Source organism: Aeromonas sp. 61P (genome assembly GCF_051919545.1).
GTDB classification, from domain to species: Bacteria; Pseudomonadota; Gammaproteobacteria; order Enterobacterales; family Aeromonadaceae; genus Aeromonas; species Aeromonas veronii.
Genome location: NZ_JBQBEL010000001.1, coordinates 181,803 through 203,351, shown reverse-complemented (window position 1 = coordinate 203,351; position 21,549 = coordinate 181,803). Strand labels below are relative to the sequence as shown.

The 21,549-nt window shown below is 59.9% G+C and carries 15 protein-coding genes and 2 pseudogenes; 12 read left to right on the top strand and 5 right to left on the bottom strand.

The features are described 5' to 3' along the window. Nucleotides 1-16: 16 nt before the first annotated feature. Nucleotides 17-1,939 carry a PTS mannitol transporter subunit IICBA gene (locus ACTG2O_RS01025; protein WP_439975230.1) on the bottom strand — a complete coding sequence of 641 codons (1,923 nt, stop codon included), beginning with the start codon at nt 1,937-1,939 and terminating at the stop codon, nt 17-19. Between the two features lie 627 nt (nt 1,940-2,566). Continuing rightward, nucleotides 2,567-3,490 carry an LpxL/LpxP family Kdo(2)-lipid IV(A) lauroyl/palmitoleoyl acyltransferase gene (gene lpxL, locus ACTG2O_RS01020; RefSeq protein ID WP_021231687.1) on the bottom strand — a complete coding sequence of 308 codons (924 nt, stop codon included), beginning with the start codon at nt 3,488-3,490 and terminating at the stop codon, nt 2,567-2,569. A 204-nt stretch (nt 3,491-3,694) separates the two neighbouring features. Between lpxL and hldE the strand changes: the two are divergent. Next, nucleotides 3,695-5,121, top strand: a pseudogene (gene hldE, locus ACTG2O_RS01015) (bifunctional D-glycero-beta-D-manno-heptose-7-phosphate kinase/D-glycero-beta-D-manno-heptose 1-phosphate adenylyltransferase HldE). Between the two features lie 116 nt (nt 5,122-5,237). On the opposite strand, the pseudogene tolC reads toward hldE, so the two are convergent. Then, a pseudogene (tolC, locus tag ACTG2O_RS01010) lies at nt 5,238-6,559 on the bottom strand (outer membrane channel protein TolC). A gap of 304 nt (nt 6,560-6,863) precedes the next feature. On the opposite strand from tolC, the gene nudF reads away from it, so the two are divergent. From nudF to parC, 10 genes are all read left to right on the top strand, one after another. Further along, entirely contained in the window at nt 6,864-7,505 is a 642-nt protein-coding gene (nudF, locus tag ACTG2O_RS01005) for an ADP-ribose diphosphatase (RefSeq protein WP_236285645.1), read from the top strand. Between the two features lies 1 nt (nt 7,506). Continuing rightward, nucleotides 7,507-7,956, top strand: a complete 450-nt coding sequence (locus tag ACTG2O_RS01000; protein ID WP_043826046.1) for a DUF1249 domain-containing protein — start codon at nt 7,507-7,509, stop codon at nt 7,954-7,956. A 22-nt stretch (nt 7,957-7,978) separates the two neighbouring features. Then, nucleotides 7,979-8,797, top strand: coding sequence for a 3',5'-cyclic-AMP phosphodiesterase (cpdA, locus tag ACTG2O_RS00995; protein ID WP_041202814.1), 819 nt, complete (start codon nt 7,979-7,981; stop codon nt 8,795-8,797). Nucleotides 8,798-8,809: 12 nt separating this feature from the next. After that, nucleotides 8,810-9,397 (top strand): YqiA/YcfP family alpha/beta fold hydrolase, encoded by a 588-nt coding sequence (locus tag ACTG2O_RS00990; RefSeq protein WP_236285648.1) that lies wholly within the window; start codon nt 8,810-8,812, stop codon nt 9,395-9,397. Between the two features lie 2 nt (nt 9,398-9,399). Continuing rightward, complete coding sequence (locus ACTG2O_RS00985; protein ID WP_236285649.1) at nt 9,400-10,023, top strand: NUDIX hydrolase; 624 nt, start codon at nt 9,400-9,402, stop codon at nt 10,021-10,023. A gap of 196 nt (nt 10,024-10,219) precedes the next feature. Continuing rightward, nucleotides 10,220-10,462, top strand: coding sequence for a DUF1656 domain-containing protein (locus ACTG2O_RS00980; RefSeq protein WP_033113020.1), 243 nt, complete (start codon nt 10,220-10,222; stop codon nt 10,460-10,462). After that, entirely contained in the window at nt 10,455-11,321 is an 867-nt protein-coding gene (locus ACTG2O_RS00975) for an efflux RND transporter periplasmic adaptor subunit (protein ID WP_236285651.1), read from the top strand. The genes ACTG2O_RS00980 and ACTG2O_RS00975 overlap by 8 nt, the downstream gene beginning before the upstream one ends. A 1-nt stretch (nt 11,322) precedes the next feature. Further along, the gene (locus ACTG2O_RS00970; protein WP_236285653.1) at nt 11,323-13,332 is read left to right on the top strand and encodes an FUSC family protein; all 2,010 of its coding nucleotides are present in this window, start codon (nt 11,323-11,325) and stop codon (nt 13,330-13,332) included. Between the two features lie 115 nt (nt 13,333-13,447). Continuing rightward, nucleotides 13,448-15,358 (top strand): DNA topoisomerase IV subunit B, encoded by a 1,911-nt coding sequence (gene parE / locus ACTG2O_RS00965; protein ID WP_005363090.1) that lies wholly within the window; start codon nt 13,448-13,450, stop codon nt 15,356-15,358. A gap of 83 nt (nt 15,359-15,441) precedes the next feature. After that, nucleotides 15,442-17,736, top strand: a complete 2,295-nt coding sequence (gene parC, locus ACTG2O_RS00960; protein WP_439975229.1) for a DNA topoisomerase IV subunit A — start codon at nt 15,442-15,444, stop codon at nt 17,734-17,736. Between the two features lie 90 nt (nt 17,737-17,826). On the opposite strand, the gene ACTG2O_RS00955 is transcribed toward parC, so the two are convergent. Continuing rightward, the gene (locus ACTG2O_RS00955; protein WP_301481947.1) at nt 17,827-18,513 is read right to left on the bottom strand and encodes an FRG domain-containing protein; all 687 of its coding nucleotides are present in this window, start codon (nt 18,511-18,513) and stop codon (nt 17,827-17,829) included. Nucleotides 18,514-18,856: 343 nt separating this feature from the next. Between ACTG2O_RS00955 and ACTG2O_RS00950 the strand changes: the two genes are divergently transcribed. Beyond that, the gene (locus ACTG2O_RS00950) at nt 18,857-19,069 is read left to right on the top strand and encodes a hypothetical protein (RefSeq protein ID WP_439975228.1); all 213 of its coding nucleotides are present in this window, start codon (nt 18,857-18,859) and stop codon (nt 19,067-19,069) included. 576 nt (nt 19,070-19,645) lie between these two features. Here the strand turns inward: ACTG2O_RS00950 and ACTG2O_RS00945 are convergent. Continuing rightward, the gene (locus ACTG2O_RS00945; RefSeq protein ID WP_439975227.1) at nt 19,646-21,142 is read right to left on the bottom strand and encodes a peptide MFS transporter; all 1,497 of its coding nucleotides are present in this window, start codon (nt 21,140-21,142) and stop codon (nt 19,646-19,648) included. Nucleotides 21,143-21,549 lie beyond the last annotated feature (407 nt).

The following is a 21,549-nucleotide window of genomic DNA, read 5'->3' as shown; positions in this document are numbered from 1 at the left end:
AGACGATGAAAGATGATTACGCAGCCTGTTCGGCACCCAGCAGATCCAGGAAGGCCTGGGGATCCGTGGTGCTGGCCAGCCGGTCGATGAGACCGGGTTCATCCAGTGCATTGGTCAGGCGGGTTATCACCTGCATATGTTCGTCGTTGCGGGCGGCGATACCGATCACCAGCCGTGCTACCTCATCGGCAGCCTCGCCAAAGGCGACCCCGGCCGGGTACTGGCAGATGACGATGCCGGTACGCTTCACAAACTCCTTGGCGGCGATGGTGCCGTGCGGCACGGCAATGGATTCGCCGAGGTAGGTGGAGACCAGTTGTTCCCGCTCCAGCATGGCGTTGACGTAGTCGGGCGCCACGTAGCCGCGCTCGGCCAGCAGTCGGCCTGCGGTCAGGATGGCGGCCTCCTTGTTGTCCGCTTTCAGTCCCAGATGCACGTCATGACGGCTCAGGGTAAAGACTTCGGCTGCCTGTGGTTCGTAGCTGTCGTCGTTGGCCGCCACCAGCAGTTGCGGGTTGGCGACATCATCGTTGGCGGCGCGGCTCAGGCTCTGTACCAGCTCCTGATAGAGGCCGTTGTCGAGGAAGTTGGTGAGCGAGATATGGTGAGCGTTCGGCGCATGGCGACGGGCCCGCTCGGTCAGATCCTTGTGGGTAATGACCCAGTCCACCTGATCGTCGAGCTGATCGATGGCGCGGTTGGTGACGCTGATATCGAGCCCTGCGGCCTGCACCCGCTTGCGCAGCATGCCGGCGCCCATGGCGCTGGAGCCCATGCCCGCATCGCAGGCGACCACGATATTGCGTACCGCCATCAGTTCGCCGCCCGGCTTCTTGGCCGCTGCGGTTTCGGGCTTGCCGCCCTTCATGGCTTTCATCTTGCGAGTGGCTTCACTGAGGGCATCGGCCTCGTCAGCTTCCGGCTGCTGGGCGCGGACGAACACGGCGGCGACCAGGAAAGAGACCAGAGTCGCGCTGATGATGGAGAGGGCGACCCCGATCAGGGAGGCTTTCGGCGTCATCAGCAGCACGGCGAAGATGGAGCCCGGCGACGCGGGGGAGACCAGACCGGCATTGAACAGGGTCAGGGTAAAGACCCCGGTCATGCCGCCGGCGATCACCGCCAGAATGAGGCGCGGGTTCATCAGCACATACGGGAAGTAGATCTCGTGGATGCCGCCGAAGAAGTGAATGATGGAGGCACCGGCAGCGGACTGCTTGGCGGCGCCGCGACCAAACACCATGTAGGCCAGCAGTACGCCCATGCCCGGGCCCGGGTTCGCTTCAATCAGGAAGAAGATAGAGCTGCCGTGCTCGGTCGCCTGCTGGATCCCCAGCGGCGAGAAGATGCCGTGGTTGATGGCGTTGTTGAGGAACAGGATCTTGGCCGGTTCGACAAAGATGGAGGTGAGCGGCAGCATGTGGTTATCCACCAGGAATCCGACGCCACCGGCCAGCACGCCGGAGAGCACCTTGACGAAGGGGCCGATCACGAAGAAGGCCAGGATCGCCAGCAGCATGCCGATAAGGCCGGCGGAGAAGTTGTTGACCAGCATCTCGAATCCGCTCTTGACGCGACCGTCCATCGCCTTGTCGAAGCGCTTGATGGCCCAGCCACCGAGCGGGCCGACCATCATGGCGCCCATGAACATGGGGATATCGGTCCCCACGATGACACCCATGGTGGTGATGGCGCCGACCACGCCGCCGCGCTCGCCGCCCATCAGTTTGCCGCCGGTGTAGCCAATCAGCAGCGGCAGCAGGTAGGTGATCATGGGGCCGACCAGCTTGGCCAAGGTTTCATTGGGCAGCCAGCCGGTGGGGATGAAGAGGGCGGTGATAAAGCCCCAGGCGATAAAGGCGCCTATGTTGGGCATGACCATATTGGACAGGAAGCGTCCAAAATTCTGTATCTTGACTTTGGTATCCGGTGATAACATGTCGGGACCCCGTTTTAAGCCTGTTTGATTAAAAGTGGTAGTCGGGATGGCCGGTTTTGCCGAACCGCCATCCCGGTCGTCCAAGCAACTTCAATCTACCAGCTTGATATCAAATTAGGCTGAAAACGGGGTGTCTTGTGATCCAGCTCTCAGATACCCAGCGATACCCCCTCCATAACCAGTGACCCACATCACATTCCCATGCTGTAATTCGGCTACATTTCGATCTTTTCTGTTTTGCATGGTCATTTTATGTGACTCAAGTCACTAAAGTTTCTTGGTGATCACCTTGCGTAAAGGTGATTCGTGTCACAAATTAAATTTTTGTATTCGAATGGGACAAATCACTCAGTCACTCATCAGCGGGTAGTGACGATGGATCTATCGAAACACTCCATTGCTTACCAATGAATCAATAAATTTGTAACCCGCTTTCAGTTTTTACGGTCGGCGATGAGCTCTCTTTTGCTGCTGGTTGATGGGAATGGGCGCCAACATGCAGGATGCTATCGAGCGGCAGATGTTCGGGGCGCTTGTTTGCCGCACAGGGCTGATAGCAGATAAAAACAAACCGCCAGCAGGCGGTTTGTCGGTTTTTGCGATCTGGCCCCTGTCGGGGACTGCGGCTTAGTAGAAACCGGCATCCTCGGGAGAGGGGCGGGTCTTGAAGCGGCGATGGAGCCACATGTACTGCTCCGGCGCCTTGCGCACGGCAGCTTCAATCTCGCGGTTGGCGCGGGCGGCATCGACCATGTCATCCCCGCTCGGGTAGTCGGCGAGCGGCGCCCCGATATGGAGGGTGTAACCCTCGCTGGTGCGGATGTTGTAGCAGGGCAGGGTGACTGTGTTCTTCACCCGCGCCAGAGTGGCGGTGCCGGTGATGGTGGCCGCCTGCTCCACCGCGAAGTAGGGCACGAACACGCTGGCGTGGGAGCCATAGTCGTGATCCGGCGCGTACCAGAGGGCGTCACCGTTGCGCAGCGCCTTGATCATCCCCTTCACGTCCATCCGGTCTACCAGATATTTGTTGGAGGCGCAGCGACCGTGGTACTGGGCATACTCCAGCACCGGGTTGGTGTTGGGGCGATAAACCCCGACCCCTGGCCGTACCAGACCGAAACAGCGGGCGTTGAGTTCAAGCGTCAGGAAGTGGCAGGAGAGCAGTAGCATGCCCTGACCTTTTTCCATGGCGGCAATGACATGCTCTTCCCCTTCCACCTTCATCAGGTTGCGCATCCGCCAGTCTGGCCAGAACCAGGCGATCCCCACCTCGAACACGGCGCAGCCCACGCTCTCGAAGTTTGCTTTTAGCAGTTTCTCCCGCTCATCCCGGGTCAGCTCGGGCATGGCCAGCTCCAGATTGCGACGGGCAATCTTGACCCGGGACTTCAATATCCTGGCGGCGAGACGACCGAGCTGACGGCCCAGCCACATCTGGCTACGCCACGGCAGCAGGGTCAGCAGCCAGAGCAGGCCTAGGCCGAACCAGCTGGCCCAGTAACGGGGATGAAACAGGCGGGGCTCCAGGCGGGGAGCGTTGTCGTGGGCCATGGCTAATCTCTTGTTCGCAAACACAATCGGGGGATTCTAGCCGAAAAGGGGGGGCGGGGGCGAATGGCTGTGTGCTGGTCAGAGGGGTAACCCGCGTCCGGTTAGCGTGACAGCGGCGGCAACTGCGGTCGGCTTTTTCTACACCGGATAAAAGAGTGTGATAAAATCGCCCGCTGATTTTTCAGGTTTTGAGAGTCGATACAGATGAAGATCACCCTGCCCGATTTTGAAAAAGCCCGCGTTCTGGTCGTTGGCGATGTCATGTTGGACCGTTACTGGCATGGCCCTACCGGTCGGATCTCCCCGAGGCACCGGTGCCCGTGGTCAAGGTTGAACACATTGAGGAGCGTCCCGGTGGCGCAGCCAACGTGGCCCTCAACTCCGCCGCCCTTGGCGCTCATGCCGTGCTGCTTGGCCTGACCGGTCAGGATGAAGCGGCCGATGCCCTGGCGGGTCAGATGGCTGGCGTCAAGGTGGCCTGTGATTTCGTTCGTCTGGCCGACTTCCCGACCATCACCAAGCTGCGGGTGCTGTCCCGCAACCAGCAGCTGCTGCGTCTGGACTTTGAAGAGCCCTTCCACTCCGTCGATGCCACCCTGCTGATGAGCAAGGTTGAGCAGGCGCTGCCGAATAGCGACGTGATGATCCTTTCCGACTATGGCAAGGGTGCTCTCAACGATGTGCCCGGCATGATCCAGCGCGCCCGAGCCGTGGGTATTCCGGTGCTGGTCGACCCCAAGGGGACCGACTTCGAGAAGTACCGCGGTGCCACTCTGCTGACCCCCAACATGTCCGAATTCGAGGCCGTGGTGGGCAAGGTGAAGAGCGAAGAGGAGCTGGTCGCCAAGGGGCTGGATCTGGTCAAGCGTTTCGAGCTGGATGCCCTGCTGGTCACCCGTTCCGAGAACGGCATGACCCTGATCCGCGAAGGTCAGCCGGAGCTGCATCTGCCGGCTCAGGCCCACGAGGTTTATGATGTGACCGGTGCCGGTGATACCGTCATCTCCACTCTGGCTACCTCACTGGCGGCAGGCAAGAGCCTGGACGAAGCCTGCGCGCTGGCCAATACCGCTGCCGGTATCGTGGTCGGCAAGCTGGGTACCTCCACCGTCAGTCCGGTCGAGCTGGCCAATGCCCTCTACACCGAGCAGGAGACAGGCTTCGGCGTCATGTCCGAAGCCCAGCTGAAAGTGGCGGTTCGTGCCGCCCGTCTGCGTGGCGAGAAGGTAGTGATGACCAACGGTTGCTTCGACATCCTGCACGCCGGCCATGTCTCCTATCTGGCCAATGCCGGTAAGCTGGGGGATCGCCTGATCGTGGCGGTCAATACCGACGAATCGGTTCGCCGCCTGAAAGGGCCGGGTCGTCCGGTCAACCCGACCGAGCGCCGCATGGCCGTACTGGCTGCGCTGGGCGCGGTGGATTGGGTTGTGCCATTTGGTGAAGATACCCCGCAGCGCCTGATCGCTGAGATCCTGCCGGATCTGCTGGTCAAGGGCGGCGACTACAAGCCGGAAGATATCGCCGGTTACGCCGAGGTGACCGCCAATGGCGGCGAGGTACGCGTCCTCAACTTCGAGGATGGCTGCTCTACCACCGACATCATCAAGACGATCCGCGAGCGCGGCTAACGTTCTGCTGGCCCCGCAATCTGGCGGGGCTCGCTATCGGCGGCTGCAAGCCGACAGAAATACGGATAACAAAAAGGCGACCTTGCGGTCGCCTTTTTCATTCCCGATAGCGGCTATCAGCCCTTGGCTTTTGCCGTGGCAGGCATCAGGCCCTGGTTCACTTCCACCAGATCCTGCGCTTCCAGAATACCGGCAGCCTGTTTCAGGCTCAGGATATTGAGAATGTAGTTGTAACGGGCTTCGGAGAGCTTCTGCTTGGCCTCGTACAGCTTGCGAGTGGAGTCCAGCACGTCGACGATGGTACGGGTACCCACTTCGTAACCGGCTTCGGTCGCCTTCAGGGCGCTGTCGGCGGAGACCACAGACTGGCTGTAGGCGCGCACCGAGCCGATGCTGGCGTTCACGTTGTTGTAGGAGGAGCGCACTGTGCTCTGCACCGAGCGGAAGTTCTTCTCCAGCAGTTCGCTGGCCGCTACGTAGTTGTATTGAGCCTGCTTCACCTTGGAGCTGGTGGCGCCACCGCTGTAGATGGGCAGCTTGAAGGTCAGACCGATATTGGCCTGATTGTCATTGCCGCCGCTCTGAATACTATCCAGCTTGTAATCGGTATTGCTGGTTTGCAGTCCGGCACCCAGATCCAGAGTCGGCTCATGGCCGGTTTTGGCCAGATCGATCTGCTCCTTGGCAATGTCCTTGCTGATGCGGGCACTGTGCAGTTGCAGGTTTTTGTCCAGCGCCAGCTCCAGCCACTTGTCGGAGCCGAAAGCGGTCTTCTGCGGGCTGAAACGATCGGTGTTCAGCACGTCCAGATTGCGGTGATCGATACCGGTCAGCTCGCGCAGGGTCTCGTAGCTGTTGTCCAGCGAGTTTTCGGCATTGATCTCGTCAGCCAGCGCTTGGTCGCGGGAGGCTTCGGCTTCATGAACGTCGGTGATGGCGGTCAGGCCCACTTCGAAACGCTGCTGGGTTTGCTCCAGTTGACGCTCTACGGCAACCTTGTTGGCACGAACGAACTCCAGGGTATCCATCGCCTTGAGCACATCAAAGTAGGCTTTGGCGGTGCGCACCATCAGGTTCTGGATTTCGAGGTTGTAGGCGACATCTGACTGGGTGGCCTGTTTCTCGCTGATATCCAGATTGACCCAGTTACTGCGACGATAGAGGGATTGCGACAGCGTCACTTCACCCTTGGCGTTGGTATTGCTCTGGGTATCGTCTTGTTTTGCAGATAATTGAGCCCGGCACCCAGATCGATCTGGGGCAGCAGAGGGGCGCGGGATTCGTTGATCTTCTCGAAGGCCTGGTCGCGAACGGCTTTGGACTGCAGCAACTGCGGGTCTTTGATCTGGGCTTGCTGGTAGATGTCGAGCAGGTTTTCGGCATGGGCACCGGCACTGACGCCCAGCAACACCATGACTGACAAAAGTGTTCTTTTCATAGATCGTTTTAACCTTATGTAGTAACCCAAACTGGTTGCTGGAGAGGCAAATATTGTCACCGACCAAGCTTGATTGCAGCTTAATCACTCTACTATAAGCAAAATTTAATGCTAAGAGTCTCAGGTCCGGTGACGGGAACGTCAAGAACCGGACGCAGTTTTCTCCCCGCGCGCCTAGCCAAATGGTCTGTGGCTGCTAAAATCCACCCCTCATTACCATGGCACGCCGAGTGAATGAACGTTCATTCATGTTCCTCGGATTTTATGGTCAAACTGATACAAGTCAAGCTGACGGGAGCCCCGGATGTCGCAGCAACCCTTGCCGCAAGATCGGCATTACGCCGCCGATGATGTGAAAATCATTGAAAAATCAGCTGGATATAACGGCTTCTTCAAGGTGAATGTCTATCGTTTGCAGCATCGGTTATTTGCTGGCGGCTGGAATCAGCCCATCGTGCGCGAGCTGTTCGAGCGGGGCCATGCTGCCGCGCTGCTGCCCTATGATCCAGTGCGCGACCAGATCGTGCTGGTGGAGCAGTTCCGCATCGGCGCCATGGAGACCAGTCCGACCCCCTGGCTGCTGGAGCTGGTGGCCGGCATCATAGACCCAGGCGAGGTCGCTGAAGACGTGGTGCGCCGGGAAGCGGTGGAAGAGGCCGGGATCGAGGTTGCCCGCTGCGAGCATGCCATCAGCTATCTGGTGAGCCCGGGCGGCAGCACCGAGCGGATCGAGGTCTTTGTGGGCGAGGTGGATGCCAGCAAGGCCGAGGGGCTGCACGGTCTGGCTGATGAAGGCGAGGATATCCGGGTGCAGGTGGTGAGCCGCGAACAGGCCTACGCCTGGCTCAAAGAGGGACGCATCGACAATGCGGCCTCGGTCATTGCCCTGCAGTGGCTGGCCCTCAACCATGGCGAGCTGCGCGCCCGCTGGCTGGCGGATCGCTGAGGTGGCGCTGACCCTGCAACAGAGCAAGCGCTATGTGCCTGATCTGATGTCCTTGCAGCGTACCTGCGAGGTCAACTACATGGCATTGATGAAACTGCTGCCGCCTGATGGGGAAGTCGGCGCCGAGCGCCGCTATCGGGTCGGCAACGATCTGCAGTTCCAGCTCACCATCATTGGCGAGAGTCGCTTCACCAATCAGGTGATCCTGAGCCAGCACAACCCCGAATTACCCGAATATTTACAAGCTCAGATAGAGATTCGTTTGTATCATGATGTGCGGATGGCGGAAGTGTGTGCAGCGCAACAGATTTCCCGTTTGCAACCACGTTATGATTATCCCAATAAAAAGATGCACCAGCGGGACGAAAAGGAGCAGGTAAATCTGTTTCTGGCCGAATGGCTAAAATTTTGTCTCAGACATGGTACCAGCCCGATCAATATCTCCAGTTGAACAAATAAAAAGAAGCGTGATTTTGGAAACAGAGCTCCCCCAGGCGCAGGACGGCAGTGTGCGCCTGTTGCAAATTACCGACACCCACCTCTTCGCGAGTGCCGAAGGGCGGCTGTTGGCTGTGCGCACCGCAGAGAGTCTGGCCGCCGTGCTGGAACAGGTGCAGGCCAATGAACACCCCTACGAGGTGATTCTGGCGACCGGCGATCTGTCGCAGGATCACAGCCCGGAATCCTATCAGCGTTTCGCCTCCATGATGGCGCCCCTGGGCCGCCCCATCTACTGGCTGCCCGGCAATCACGATGACAGCCCGCTGATGACCGAATATCTCCATGCCGCCGGGATCAGCGAATCCAAGCAGCTGGTGGGCGACCACTGGCAGGTGATCCTGCTCGACACCCAGGTGCGCGGCAAACCTCACGGCATGATTGGCGATCACCAGCTGGCCGCCCTCGACCGCGCCCTGCGTCAATATCCTGATCGCCACGCTCTTATCACCCTACACCATCAGGCGGTGCCGGTGGGCTGCGCCTGGCTGGATCAGCACAATCTCAAGAATGCCGATGACCTGTTCGCCGTACTGGCCCGTCATCCGCAGCAGAAGACCATCCTGTTTGGCCACGTCCATCAGGAGTTTGACGAGGTGCACCGCGGGGTGCGGCTGATTGCCAGCCCATCGACCTGCATCCAGTTCAAACCGCTCTCTGATGGCTTTGCGCTGGATGAATCCGGCCCGGGCTGGCGCTATCTCACCCTCTATCCGGATGGGCGGGTGGCCAGCGAGGTGTGGCGCCTGCCGGTGGGGCAGTTTGTGCCCGACCCCAACGCCACCGGTTATTGAGGAGAGCATTCCATGAAGTCGGTTCTCCTTTATCTGCACGGTTTCAACTCCTCACCGGGTTCCGCCAAGGCGCAGCAGATGGCTGCCTGGGTGGCCGCCAATCGGCCGGATATCGAGGTGATCATTCCGACCCAGCCCAATACGCCAGCGGCGGCCTGGGCGGCTATCGAGCAGACCATCGCCGATCTGCAGGGTCGTTATGGTAGTGAATTCAAACTCGGCGCCGTGGGCAGCTCCCTCGGCGGCTTTATGGCGACCCGGGTGAGCGAGCAGTACGGTTGCCGCGCTGCACTGATCAATCCGGCGGTGCGCCCGCATGAGCTGCTTTGCGACTACCTCGGCCCCCAGACCAATCCCTATACGGGTGAGCAGTACGAACTGCTGCCTGAACATATGGATGAGCTGCGGGCACTGGCGGTACCGGTGACGGCGCCGGAGCGACTCTGGATCCTGCAACAGCAGGGGGATGAGGTGCTCGACTATCGCAAGGCGCTGGATGAATACCGCTTTGCCCGCCTCTCGCTGGAGTGCGGCGGCGACCACGCCTTCGTGGCATTCGAGCGCTACCCCGCCCAGATTATCCGTTTCCTCGGGCTTTAATCATGCAACCGCCGTTGGCCGCCTTTCTGGAACAGGTACTGGCCACGGCGCAAGCTGGCCTCACCTACTCCAAAGACCCCTTCGATATCGGCCGTTTCGAGGCGCTGCGAGCTGCCACTGTGGCCCTTATCGCCAACCAGAGCGAGCTGGCGCCGGAAGCTATCAGCGACTGGATTGCCCTCGACAGCGGTTATCCCACCCCCAAGCTCGATGTGCGGGCCTTCATTCAGAACGATGCGGGTCATATCCTGCTGGTACAGGAGCGCAGCGACGACTGCTGGACTCTGCCCGGTGGCTGGTGCGATATCGGTGACTCGCCGGCGGATGCCGTGGTGCGTGAAGTGGTGGAGGAGACCGGCCTTGAGTGCCGTGCGGTGCAACTGCTGGCGCTGTTCGACAAGCTAAAACACCCTCATCCACCCCAGTTGCCCCACGCTCACAAGGCGTTCTTCCTGTGCGAGGTGATCGGCGGCCAGCTGCTGGGCGAAACCGATGAAACCAAAGGGGCAGGGTACTTCCCCATCGACGACTTGCCCCCGCTCTCCTGCCATCGGGTGGTGGCCTCCCAGTTGCGCACCCTCTATGAGCACTTGCTGCAGGGGCGGCGCGACACCCTGTTTGATTGACATCTGAGGAAGTGAACCCGTTCGAGCTGGGGGAGGTGCCGACGCGCGATGGCGTGCACCATCCAGCAGATCGACAGGTCTGAATGAAAGGGGCTCATATGTTCCTGTTGCGCCCTGCGGGGCAGTGTTAATCTTTAGCGGCCTGTTTACTTTGCCTCGCCCGGGGCAGGGGATGGCCTGACTCTTCTGAACTTCACTGCCAACAGGGAGCACGTTTGTGACAACTCCTTCTGCGCTGCCGGATCTGGTACTGGGCGCCTCTCTCTACTTTCCGCCGCTGTTCAAGGCGGTGCTGCTCGGCCTGCTCTGCTGGCTGCCGGTGCACCATCTGCTGCGTGACTGGCTCTATGGCGGGGATGTCTGGCACCCCTTGTTGATGGATCTCTCCCTCTTTATCCTCGCCGTCAGCGGCGCTCTATGGATGCTGTTACATGGCTAAATCACCTCTCGCGACCCTCAAATACTTCTCCACCCTGCTGGTCTGCGCGCTGGCGCTGGCGGCGGGCTGGTGGCTATGGAACTACTACATGCAGGGGCCCTGGACCCGGGATGGCAAGGTGCGCGCCGAGCTGGTCAGCATTACCCCCGAGGTGTCGGGCAAGATCATCAAGATCGTGGTGAAGGACAACCAGCTGGTGAAGGCGGGGGAGGAGATCTTTACGCTCGACCCCGAGCCCTACCGGATCGCCCTCGATAATGCCCGGGCGGCGTTGGCCAAGGCGAAATCGGATCTCGACAAGGCCGAGCATGAGGCGAACCGCCGTAGCGGCCTGTCGCGCAGCGTCATCTCAGCCGAGACGATGGACGAAGCGCGCCTCAATGCCCAGGCGATGCAGGCGGCCTATCAGGTGGCACAGGCCAATCTGGAGAAGGCGGAGTGGTCGTTGGCCAAGACCCGGGTGCATGCCGCGAGCGATGGCTACATCACCAACCTGCAGACCCGGGTCGGCAACTATGCTAGCGCCGGCGTGCCGCTGGTGGCGCTGGTGGATACTCACTCCTTCTATGTGCAGGGTTACTTTGAAGAGACCAAGCTTGGCCACATAGCGCCGGGCAAACCGGCCGAAGTGGTGCTCTACAGCGGTGAACAGCGGTTGCGCGGCGAGGTGGAGAGCATAGGGCGCGCCATCCACGATCAGAGCGTCGATGGCGGCAACGGCCTGCTGATCGACGTCAAACCCAACGTGCCCTGGGTGCGGCTGGCCCAGCGGGTGCCGGTGCGGATCAAGCTGCTGGATGTGCCGGCGGACGTGACGCTGATCGCCGGTACCACCTGCACCATCACCATTGGCGAGTAGGGTGAGCGAGTCATTCTGGCTGCGTACCCCCTGGGGGAGGGCGACAGGGGGGCAGTGGCGCTATGCCCTGCGCAACGCGCTGGCCATGTGCCTGTCGCTCTGGCTGGCCTTCGTGCTGCAGCTCGACTCCCCCTACTGGGCGATGAGCTCGGCTGCCGTGGTGAGTTTTCCCACCGTGGGCGGGGTGATCAGCAAGAGTCTGGGGCGGGTGGTTGGCAGCCTGATGGGGGCGATGGCTGCGGTGGTGATCACCGGTCTTGGCATCAGCGATCCCTGGCTGTTCAGCTTCCTTATCGCCCTCTGGTTGGGCTTGTGTACCTACATATCCAACCACTATCAGAACAACGTCTCCTACGCTTTTGCCCTCGGTGGTTACACAGCCGCCATCATCGCCTTCTCCTGCGTCAATGTGGCGGATCCCCACCATATCTTCGATATTGCCCAGGCGCGGGTGAGCGAGGTGATCATCGGTATCCTCTGCGGCGGCCTGATGATGATGATCCTGCCCAGCACCTCGGACAGTGAAACCCTGCTGGAATCCCTGCGCAAGAGCCAGACACGCCTGCTGGAACATGCCCAGCTGCTCTGGCTGGGGGAGATGACGCCCGAGGTGCGCAGCTCCCACGAAGGGCTGATCGGCCAGATCCTCACCATGAACGTGCTGCGCATTCAGGCGGTCTGGAGCCATCACCGGCTGCGGCGCCAGAACCGGCTGCTCAACTTCCTGCTCCATCGCCAGCTGCGGCTCATCAGCCTTATCTCCAGCCAGCGCCGCATGCTGCACAACTGGCCGGAACAACCGGAGGGTATTCAGGCGCTGCTCGCCACCCTGCTGGCCGAGCTTGGCAAACCGGGGTGCGACAAGTATCGGGTCGCGAGGTTGCTGGCTCCCCTGATGCCGACCAGCGAGCATGATTACCGGCTGCGCACCTTTTTGCTGCGGCTGCGCCACTTCTGCTGGAGCTATCTGGAGTGTCAGCGCTGGCTCGACCGGTTGACCCGTTACGACGATCAGGAGTGGCCGGCGCCGCCCCGTCACACCTCTCTCACCAGCCATACCGACACGCTAGAGGCCGCCTACAACGGCGGGCGCACCTTCCTCTGCGTGCTGCTCGGTTGCACCTTCTGGATCAACAGTCAGTGGGATGCGGGCAGCTCGGCGCTCACCATGCTCTCCATCTGCTGCGTGCTCTACTCGGCGACCCCGGCCCCGGCTCAGGGGGCCAACACCATGCTCAGGGCGATCCTGCTGCTCAGCCTCATCTGCTTTGCGGTCAAGTTTGGCCTGATGATCCGCATCGACGACTTTTGGGTTTTCTGCCTCTTGCTCTTTCCGGCGCTGCTCACCATGCAGCTCTGCAAACAACAGCAGGTGCGGCAGGCGGGCCTCTGGGGCCAGATGATCGTGCTGCTCGGCTCGTTTCTCGCCATCACCAATCCGCCCAGTTACGACTATCAGCAGTTCATCAACAGCAGCCTCGCCCAGATGCTGGGGGTGATGAGCGCCGCGCTGGCGTTCCAGCTGCTGCGACCCAGCTCGGATCGGCGCAAGAGCCGCCGGATTATCCGTTCCCTGCGCCGCCACTTCATGGATCAGCTGGAGCCGGCCCCGCGCCAGAGCGAGAGCCAGTTCGAGTCGCTCATCTACCACTGCATCAGCCAGCTCGGTCAGAGTCAGGATCAGACCGCCCGCCTCTGGGTGCTGCGCTGGGGCGTGGTGCTGCTCAACTGCAGCCATATTGTCTGGCAGCTGCGCCAGTGGCGCGGTGACGAACATCCTCTCTATCTGGTGCGTGACAACTGTATCCGCAGCCTGAAGGGGATCCTCACCGAGCAGGGGGTGCAGCACGCCTCCCTCGACCGCACGCTGGCCGAGCTGCAGCGGATCAGTCAGGGCCTGGCCAACCATGGCGATGGCACGGCGCGAGAGCTGGCAGGCATGGTGTGGCGGCTGCAAAGCTCGCTCTCCCAGCTGCAACAGGCGCTGCCAGGCCCCGCCGAAGGGAGCTGAAACAGCCTTGGGAGGGGCACAATCCCCTCCGGATCACCCTTTCCCGCAGCCAAGTTTGTCCAATACCCTCCCAACGAGTAAGATTCTCCCCAAACGTCAATTCGCAAGGCCCTCCATGTCTACTCAATACAATGCGGATGCCATTGAGGTCCTCAATGGCCTTGAGCCGGTGCGTCGCCGCCCCGGCATGTATACCGACACCACCCGGCCCAATCACCTCGGCCAGGAGGTCATCGACAACAGCGTCGATGAAGCGCTGGCGGGTCACGCCCGCAATCTGGAGGTGATCCTGCATGAAGACCAGTCCCTCGAAGTGATCGACGACGGCCGCGGCATGCCGGTCGATATCCACCCGGAAGAGGGGGTCAGCGGGGTGGAGCTTATCCTCTGCAAGCTGCACGCGGGCGGCAAATTCTCCAACAAGAACTACCAGTTCTCCGGCGGTCTGCACGGGGTGGGTATTTCGGTCGTAAACGCCCTTTCCGATCGGGTCGAGGTGACGGTGCGCCGCGACGGTCAGGTCTACGACATCGCCTTCGAGCGCGGCGAGAAGGTGCAGGAGCTGACCATCACCGGCACCTGCGGTCGTCGCAACACCGGCACCCGGGTGCGCTTCTGGCCGCAGGCGAGCTACTTCGATTCGCCCAAGTTCTCGGTCACCAAGCTGGAGCACCTGCTCAAAGCCAAGGCCGTGCTCTGCCCCGGCCTCACCATCAAGTTCCTCGACAAGAACACCGGCATCAAGCTGGAGTGGTGCTACGAAGATGGCCTCAAGGATTATCTGGTCGACGCGGTCAAGCAGTTCACCTGCCTGCCGGAGCAGCCCTTTATCGGCTCGTTCAGCTCCGAACAATCGGCGGTGGACTGGGCGCTCTGCTGGTTGCCGGAAGGGGGCGAATGCCTCGCCGAATCCTATGTGAACCTGATACCCACTGCGCAGGGCGGTACTCACGTCAACGGCCTGCGTCAGGGGCTGCTCGACGCCATGCGCGAGTTCTGCGAGTTCCGCAACCTGCTGCCGCGCGGGGTCAAGCTGACCCCGGAAGATATCTGGGATCGCTGTGCCTACATCCTCTCCATCAAGATGCAGGATCCGCAGTTCGCCGGTCAGACCAAGGAGCGCCTCTCCTCCCGTCAGAGCTCGGCGTTCGTCTCCGGCGTGGTGAAGGATGCCTTCAGCCTCTATCTGAACAGTAACACCGAGCTGGCGGAGCAGATCGCCGAGATCTGCATCAGCAGCGCCCAGCGCCGGATGCGCGCCGCCAAGACGGTGGTGCGCAAGAAGATTACCCAAGGCCCGGCGCTGCCCGGCAAGCTGACTGACTGTAACTGCGCCGACCCCATGCAGGGCGAACTGTTCCTGGTGGAGGGTGACTCCGCGGGCGGCAGTGCCAAGCAGGCTCGGGATCGCGAGTTCCAGGCCATCATGCCGCTGCGCGGCAAGATCCTGAACACCTGGGAGGTGGAGGCCGGTCAGGTGCTCGCCTCGCAAGAAGTTCACGATATCTCGGTCGCCATCGGGCTTGACCCCGATTCCGAGGATCTTAGCGGCCTGCGCTACGGCAAGGTGTGCATCCTCGCGGATGCGGACTCGGACGGTCTGCACATCGCCACCCTGCTCTGCGCCCTGTTTGTGAAGCACTTCCGCACGCTGGTGGAGAAGGGCCACGTCTATGTGGCCATGCCGCCCCTCTACCGGATCGATATCGGTAAAGAGGTCTACTACGCCCTCGACGAGGACGAGAAGAACGGGGTGCTGCAGCGGGTCGAAGCCGAGAAGAAGAAAGGCAAGGTGATGGTGACCCGATTCAAGGGCTTGGGCGAAATGAACCCGAAACAGCTGCGGGAAACCACCATGGATCCCAACACCCGCCGTCTGGTGCAGCTCACTATGGAGCCGGCAGGGGAGAGCGAAGGGGATGCGGCTGACGAGACCCTGCAGCTGATGGACATGCTGCTGGCCAAGAAGCGGGCGGGTGATCGCCGCGAGTGGCTGGAAGAGAAGGGCAACCTCGCCATCATTTAAGCTGTCGGCTGGCCCTGTCGGGGCCGGCAAGCATTTAGCCGGAGTCGCCCTGTGGCGGCTCCCGAACCGAAAGAGAAAATCACATGAGTGATGCTATCGAGCTCAGTCTGGACGGGGTAGAGCGCCAGCCAATGCGCACCTTTACCGAACAGGCTTACTTGAACTACTCCATGTACGTCATCATGGATCGGGCCTTACCGCATATCGGCGACGGCCTCAAACCGGTGCAGCGGCGCATCATCTACGCCATGAGCGAGTTGGGGTTGTCGGCCCTCTCCAAGCACAAGAAGTCCGCCCGTACCGTGGGTGACGTGCTGGGTAAGTACCACCCCCACGGCGACATCGCCTGTTATGAAGCCATGGTGCTGATGGCCCAGCCCTTCTCCTACCGCTACCCGCTGGTGGACGGTCAGGGTAACTGGGGTGCGCCGGACGATCCCAAATCCTTCGCCGCCATGCGTTATACCGAGGCGCGCCTGTCCCGTTTCTCCGAGCTGCTGCTCTCGGAGCTTGGTCAGGGCACGGTGGAGTGGACGCCGAACTTCGACGGCACCATGAAGGAGCCGGTGGTGCTGCCCGCCCGCCTGCCGCACATCCTGCTCAACGGGGTGACCGGTATTGCGGTGGGCATGGCGACCGACATCCCGCCCCACAACGCGCGGGAAGTGGCCTACGCCTGTGCCGAGCTGCTCGACAACCCCAATGCGGGTCTCGATGCATTGATGGCGCACATTCAGGGGCCGGACTACCCGACCAACGCCGAGATCATCACCCCGCGCGACGATATCCGCAAAATCTACGAGACCGGCAAGGGCTCCATCAAGCAGCGGGCGGTCTGGAGCGAGGAGGATGGCGACATCGTCATCACAGCGCTGCCCCATCAGGCCTCCGGTGCCAAGATCATGGAGCAGATCGCCGCCCAGATGGTGGCGAAAAAGCTGCCGATGGTTACCGATCTGCGCGATGAATCTGACCACGAGAACCCGACCCGTCTGGTGATCGTGCCGCGCTCCAACCGGGTGGACGTGGAGGGGCTGATGGCCCACCTGTTCGCCACCACGGATCTGGAGAAGAACTACCGGGTCAACCTCAACATCCTCGGCCTCGACAACCGGCCGCAGGTGAAGTGCCTCAAGACCATCCTCAGCGAGTGGATCCAGTTCCGCCGCGAGACTGTGCGTCGCCGTCTGCAATTCCGCCTCGACAAGGTGCTGGCTCGCCTGCACATCCTCGAAGGCTTGCTGATCGCCTACCTCAACATCGACGAGGTGATCGAGATCATCCGCACCGAGGATGAGCCGGGCAAGGTGATGGTGGAGCGCTTCAACATTACCGAGACCCAGGCCGAAGCGATCCTCGAGCTGAAACTGCGCCATCTGGCCAAGCTCGAAGAGTTCAAGCTGCGCGCCGAACAGAACGAACTGGCCGAAGAGCGCGACAAGCTGGAGCTCATTCTGGGCTCCGAGCGTCGTCTCAACACCCTGCTCAAGAAAGAGCTGCTGGCCGATGCCGAGAAGTACGGCGACGATCGCCGCACCCCGCTGGTGGAGCGGGCTACCGCCGTGGCGCTGACCGAGAAGGAGCTTATTCCCAGCGAACCGGTCACCGTCATCCTCTCCGACAAGGGGTGGGTGCGCGCCGCCAAGGGCCACGATGTGGATGTCGAGGGGCTCTCCTACAAGGCGGGGGACAGCTATCTGGCCCACGCCTGTGGCCGCAGCAACCAGCAGGCGGTGTTCCTCTCCACGTTGGGCCGAACTTACGCCCTCGAATCTCACACCTTGCCATCCGCGCGCAGTCAGGGCGAGCCGCTCACCGGCCGCTTTGCGCTTGGGGCAGGGGAAGAGGTACGTCATCTGGTGATGGGCAACGAAGGTGAGCCATATCTGATCGCCAGCGATGCCGGTTACGGCTTTGTCTGCACCTATGACGACCTGATCGGCAAGAACAAGAACGGCAAGGCGCTGCTCACCGTGCCGGAAGGGGGTCAGGTGATGGCACCCCAGAAGATCGGCTCGCCGGAGACCGATCTCTGCATGGCCATCTCCAACGAAGGGCGCATGCTGCTGTTCCCGCTCAACACCTTGCCGGTGCTCGGCAAGGGCAAGGGTAACAAGCTCATCAGCATTCCGTCGGCTCGGGTGAAAGCACGGGAGGAGTTTGTGGTGATGGCCGCCGTGATCCCGCAGGGTCAGTCGGTCACCCTGTTTGCCGGCAAGCGCAAGCTCACCCTCAAACCCTCTGATCTCGACTACTATCGCGGCGAGCGCGGCCGCCGCGGTGCCAAGCTGCCCCGCGGTTTGCAGCGGGTCGATCGCATCGAGATTGAACCCGCCGCCGGTGCCGAACCGGTAGCCGGGGAAAATCAGGAAGGGTAATTAATACAGAAGGGCGCGAAAGCGCCCTTCTTAACAAAAAAGTGACACTTCTTTTCATTTTAAGTTTTTTTAATAACGTTGAACTGATTTTTATGAACTCCTATGCTTCCAATTAATATATTTACATAACCCTTCCAAATCAGGAAATATAGTTCGACTACTAACACCATGTCGGTCTAATGATTTTAATAGAGACTCTCTATTTTCTTGTGGGATAACAATTTCTTGAATTGAGTCTTTTATTTTTTTGTTCTTTTCTAAAGAAACAAACCTATTGTTGGATGTTGAATATTTATGTGCTGTAAACCAGCCGTGCTGAGCGATTATTCTTGGGTTATTCAAAGTTGGCTTTATAACTTGAGTTTCCCCTTTATCAAATGGTCCTTTTTTCGGTTCGCTTAAAAATTCATCAGCTTTTAATGCATAAACATAAACGTCACCAGACTGCCAATCATTACAGGCAAAAAATAGAGCCGCAAGTGGATTGCTTGTCCAATCTAAGAGCCTAGTTTTCATGCCGAAATGTTGTGCCACGACCATTAACTCCCAATCATCCATATCGTTTCTTGGGAGAATAGAACTTCCCATTCTTCTAAGTTCTTGCAGGAGATTCTTTTCATCATTAGTTGAATCTAAATGAGGTTTTTCTCTCGCAACACTTGGAAGTAAGTTTCCTTTTCTAGCTTGCCCTCTGAATAGCATCAATTCAGCGCCATTACTGAGGTTTTCTATAGACGATATAAATTCTGAAAAGCTGGATATCCGCTGAGAGTTCATAGTTTAACCTTCTGTTGTGTTTTGAAAGTGCATATTCCCATGTGTATTAAGTTGTGAATATATTTAATGATAGTCTACCAATATATTACTCCAGATTATTGTGACTATAGTCACGTCTATAGGGGTAACAATAATACAGTCTTTTCAGGGCCGTAGGTTAGATTAGCGAAGCGTAAGCAGACGTTCGCGAAAGCCGGTTGCCGCTGTTCTGTCGCCAACCCTCTTTTATCCCTTTTCCTATCGCCACTGGGTCAATGGCGCGACCTATTACGCTGCGCTAATCGTCCCTACTCGTCCCCGCTAACTAAGCTTGAAGGGAGCACACAGTGCCAGGAGGCCAATCATGGAGATCGACAAAGCCATTGGACTGATCGAGGCCCACGGAGTCTTTCACGGGGATCACTACAGCTTCAACAGCGGCGAGTTCGTGCAGTGGTGCCAGGAAGATACCCACCAGACCCTCAGCCTGGAGCAGGCCAATCACGATCTGGCGCCCTTTTGCATCCGGGTCTGTTTCGCCGAACCGGTCCGGTCGTGGCGTTACTATCTCACCTGAACTACCTCACCTGAGGAGTGACGCAGCACGTAGGTCTGATTAGCGAAGCGTAATCAGATGATCGCGAAAACAGGTTGCCGCTATTATGTTGGTGCGCCAGTTGATCTCTTCTCTATGTCCATCGCCACCGAGATTGCGGTGTGGACGATTACGCTTCGCTAATCGACCCTACTTCTATCTGTTTTCTTTAACGTTCTGCTGCTTGTCGATGGTTTGCTCCCCTCATCCCCGACCCTTCTCCCCTTATCTATGACAAAGAGTGGGAGAAGGGAGCAGAGATCGCAGCCATTGATAGTGACCGTGGTATGGCGTGATAGCTAAGCGTGACAGCTAGGGCTTCAGGTTGGCAGGTGCTGATCCCCTCTCCCTTTGGGAGAGGGTTAGGGTGAGAGGAAGCTGACAATAGGGCAAACGCCGCAACAGGCGCCAGGTTGCCAACCTGAAAAAGAGCCATCCACCCCCCAAAAAAGAGGGCCCCGCCATCCATGATGGCGGGGCCCTTTGCATTAACAGCAGTGCCGCTGATTCAACCGTTCGCACTGGCATGGGCCACTGAAATGGCTGGCCCGAGCCCGATCAGACGGGGATAGCTGTCGCCGCCGGAGGTGGGGTGATTTTCGAGGCGATCAGCAGGCGCAGACGGGGCACCAGCAACAGCAGGACGATCCCGCCCGCCATCGAGCCCCAGCCGAGCATATTGAACACCGAGCTGTAGCCCGGGTTGGTGGCCACCGGAGAGCTGCCGATATTCTGCGGCATGGCGCCGGAGACATAGCCCGCCAGCACCGAGGCGATGCCGGTCACCATCATCCAGCAGCCCATCATCAAGCCTTGCAGGCTGGCGGGGGCCAGCTTGCCAATCATGGCGTAGCCGATGGGGGAGATCAGCAGCTCGCCAAAGCTCTGCAGCACATAGCTGATGGCGATCCACTTGAAGGCGACCAGCCCGTCGGCCCCCGCCAGATGAATGCCGATCGGCAGCACCAGCATGCCGAGCCCCATGCAGAACAGGGAGGCGGCAAACTGGGAGGGGATGTCGATATTCCAGCCCTGCTCGCGCAGTCGCTTGAACAGCAGCGCCATCAGCGGGCCACCGATGACGATGACGAGGGTGTTGATGTTCTGGATCCACTGGGGGGCGACCCGCAGCCCGAACACGTTGAGGTTGATGTTGTGCTCGGAAAAGAGCATCAGCCCCATGGGCGCCAGCTGGTAGAGCGACCAGAAGATGAGGGAGCCGAGGGCGAGGATCAGGTAGGCCACCATGCGGCTGCGCTCGGCGGCGTCCGAGTGACGGGCGGTCATCACGCAGAGCAGCACCAGCACCACGGCCCCCAGGATCAGCACGAAGCTGCCGCTGAAGCTGGCGTGGGTCAGCAGCAGGCGCAGGGCGGGCACCAGCATGGCCAGAATGGCGAGGCCGGCCAGCATTCGGCGGTAGAAGCCGCTCCCTTTGACATGGCGCAGCGGGGTGCTGATATCTGCCAGAATGGGCCAGCAGGCGAAGGTAGCGATGATGGCAATGATGTTGCCCAGCGTCGCAAACAGGAACAGGGTGCGGTAATCCTCGGTGAGCTGGAAGTAGCCCGCTACCGTGAAGCCGATAAAGAAGCCCAGATTCATCCCGGCGTAGTTCCACAGGAAGGCGCTCTCTCGGCGGTGATCATCCGGGGCGAAGCGCTGGGTCAGCATCATGTTGAGGCAGGTGACGTTGAGGCCGCTGCCGGTAAGGAACATGGCGAGCCCCCAGTAGAGGCCGGTGATCCCCATCTCGGCGATGAAGTAGCAGCCGATCACCTGCAGCACCATCCCCATCACGAACAGGTTGCGGTTGCTGAGGTAGCGCCCGCCGAGATAGCCGCCAAACAGGTGCAGGCCATAGTTGAAGGCCCCGAAGACCCCCATCATGGCGTTGGCCTGGGATTCACTGAAGCCGAGCCGCTTGGTGGCGTAGAGCACCAGGGTGGAGTAGAGCACGGCAAACCCCAGGGTCGAGAAGGTCTGGATAAAGAACAGGGCGCCTGAGCCGGGTGGGACGGCGGCGTGATGAGGGTGTGGTGTCGAAGCGCTCACGGTCTGTCTCCTGTGAGAAGAGAAAATCACAACTCATCCTGAGAGCGTACCGGTCTGCTGCCGGCTAGCCTTGTGCGCTTCCATGCTGGTCTGAAGGCCGGTCTGTCATTTAGCGGCCAAGCGGTGCAAATAGCCATACCTGAAATTTAATCTGGCGCGATTAATTGCTTTTTATTGATCTATTCCGCCTTTTTATGCGTGATTGAGCCGTGGTTTTAGCTCGATTTACCACGTGATTGCGACACGGTTGATGTGATCCAGTCGGCTATTTGGTGCCGATTATGGCGCTGTAACGGGATCTTCGTCCCGCTTTGTTGCCCCGAAACGCAGCTGGTGCCAAGTTGTTGTATTGCAGGTTGTTTATTCATCCTCGGGTCTTGAGTGAATAAATATCGGGAAGAGAAGGG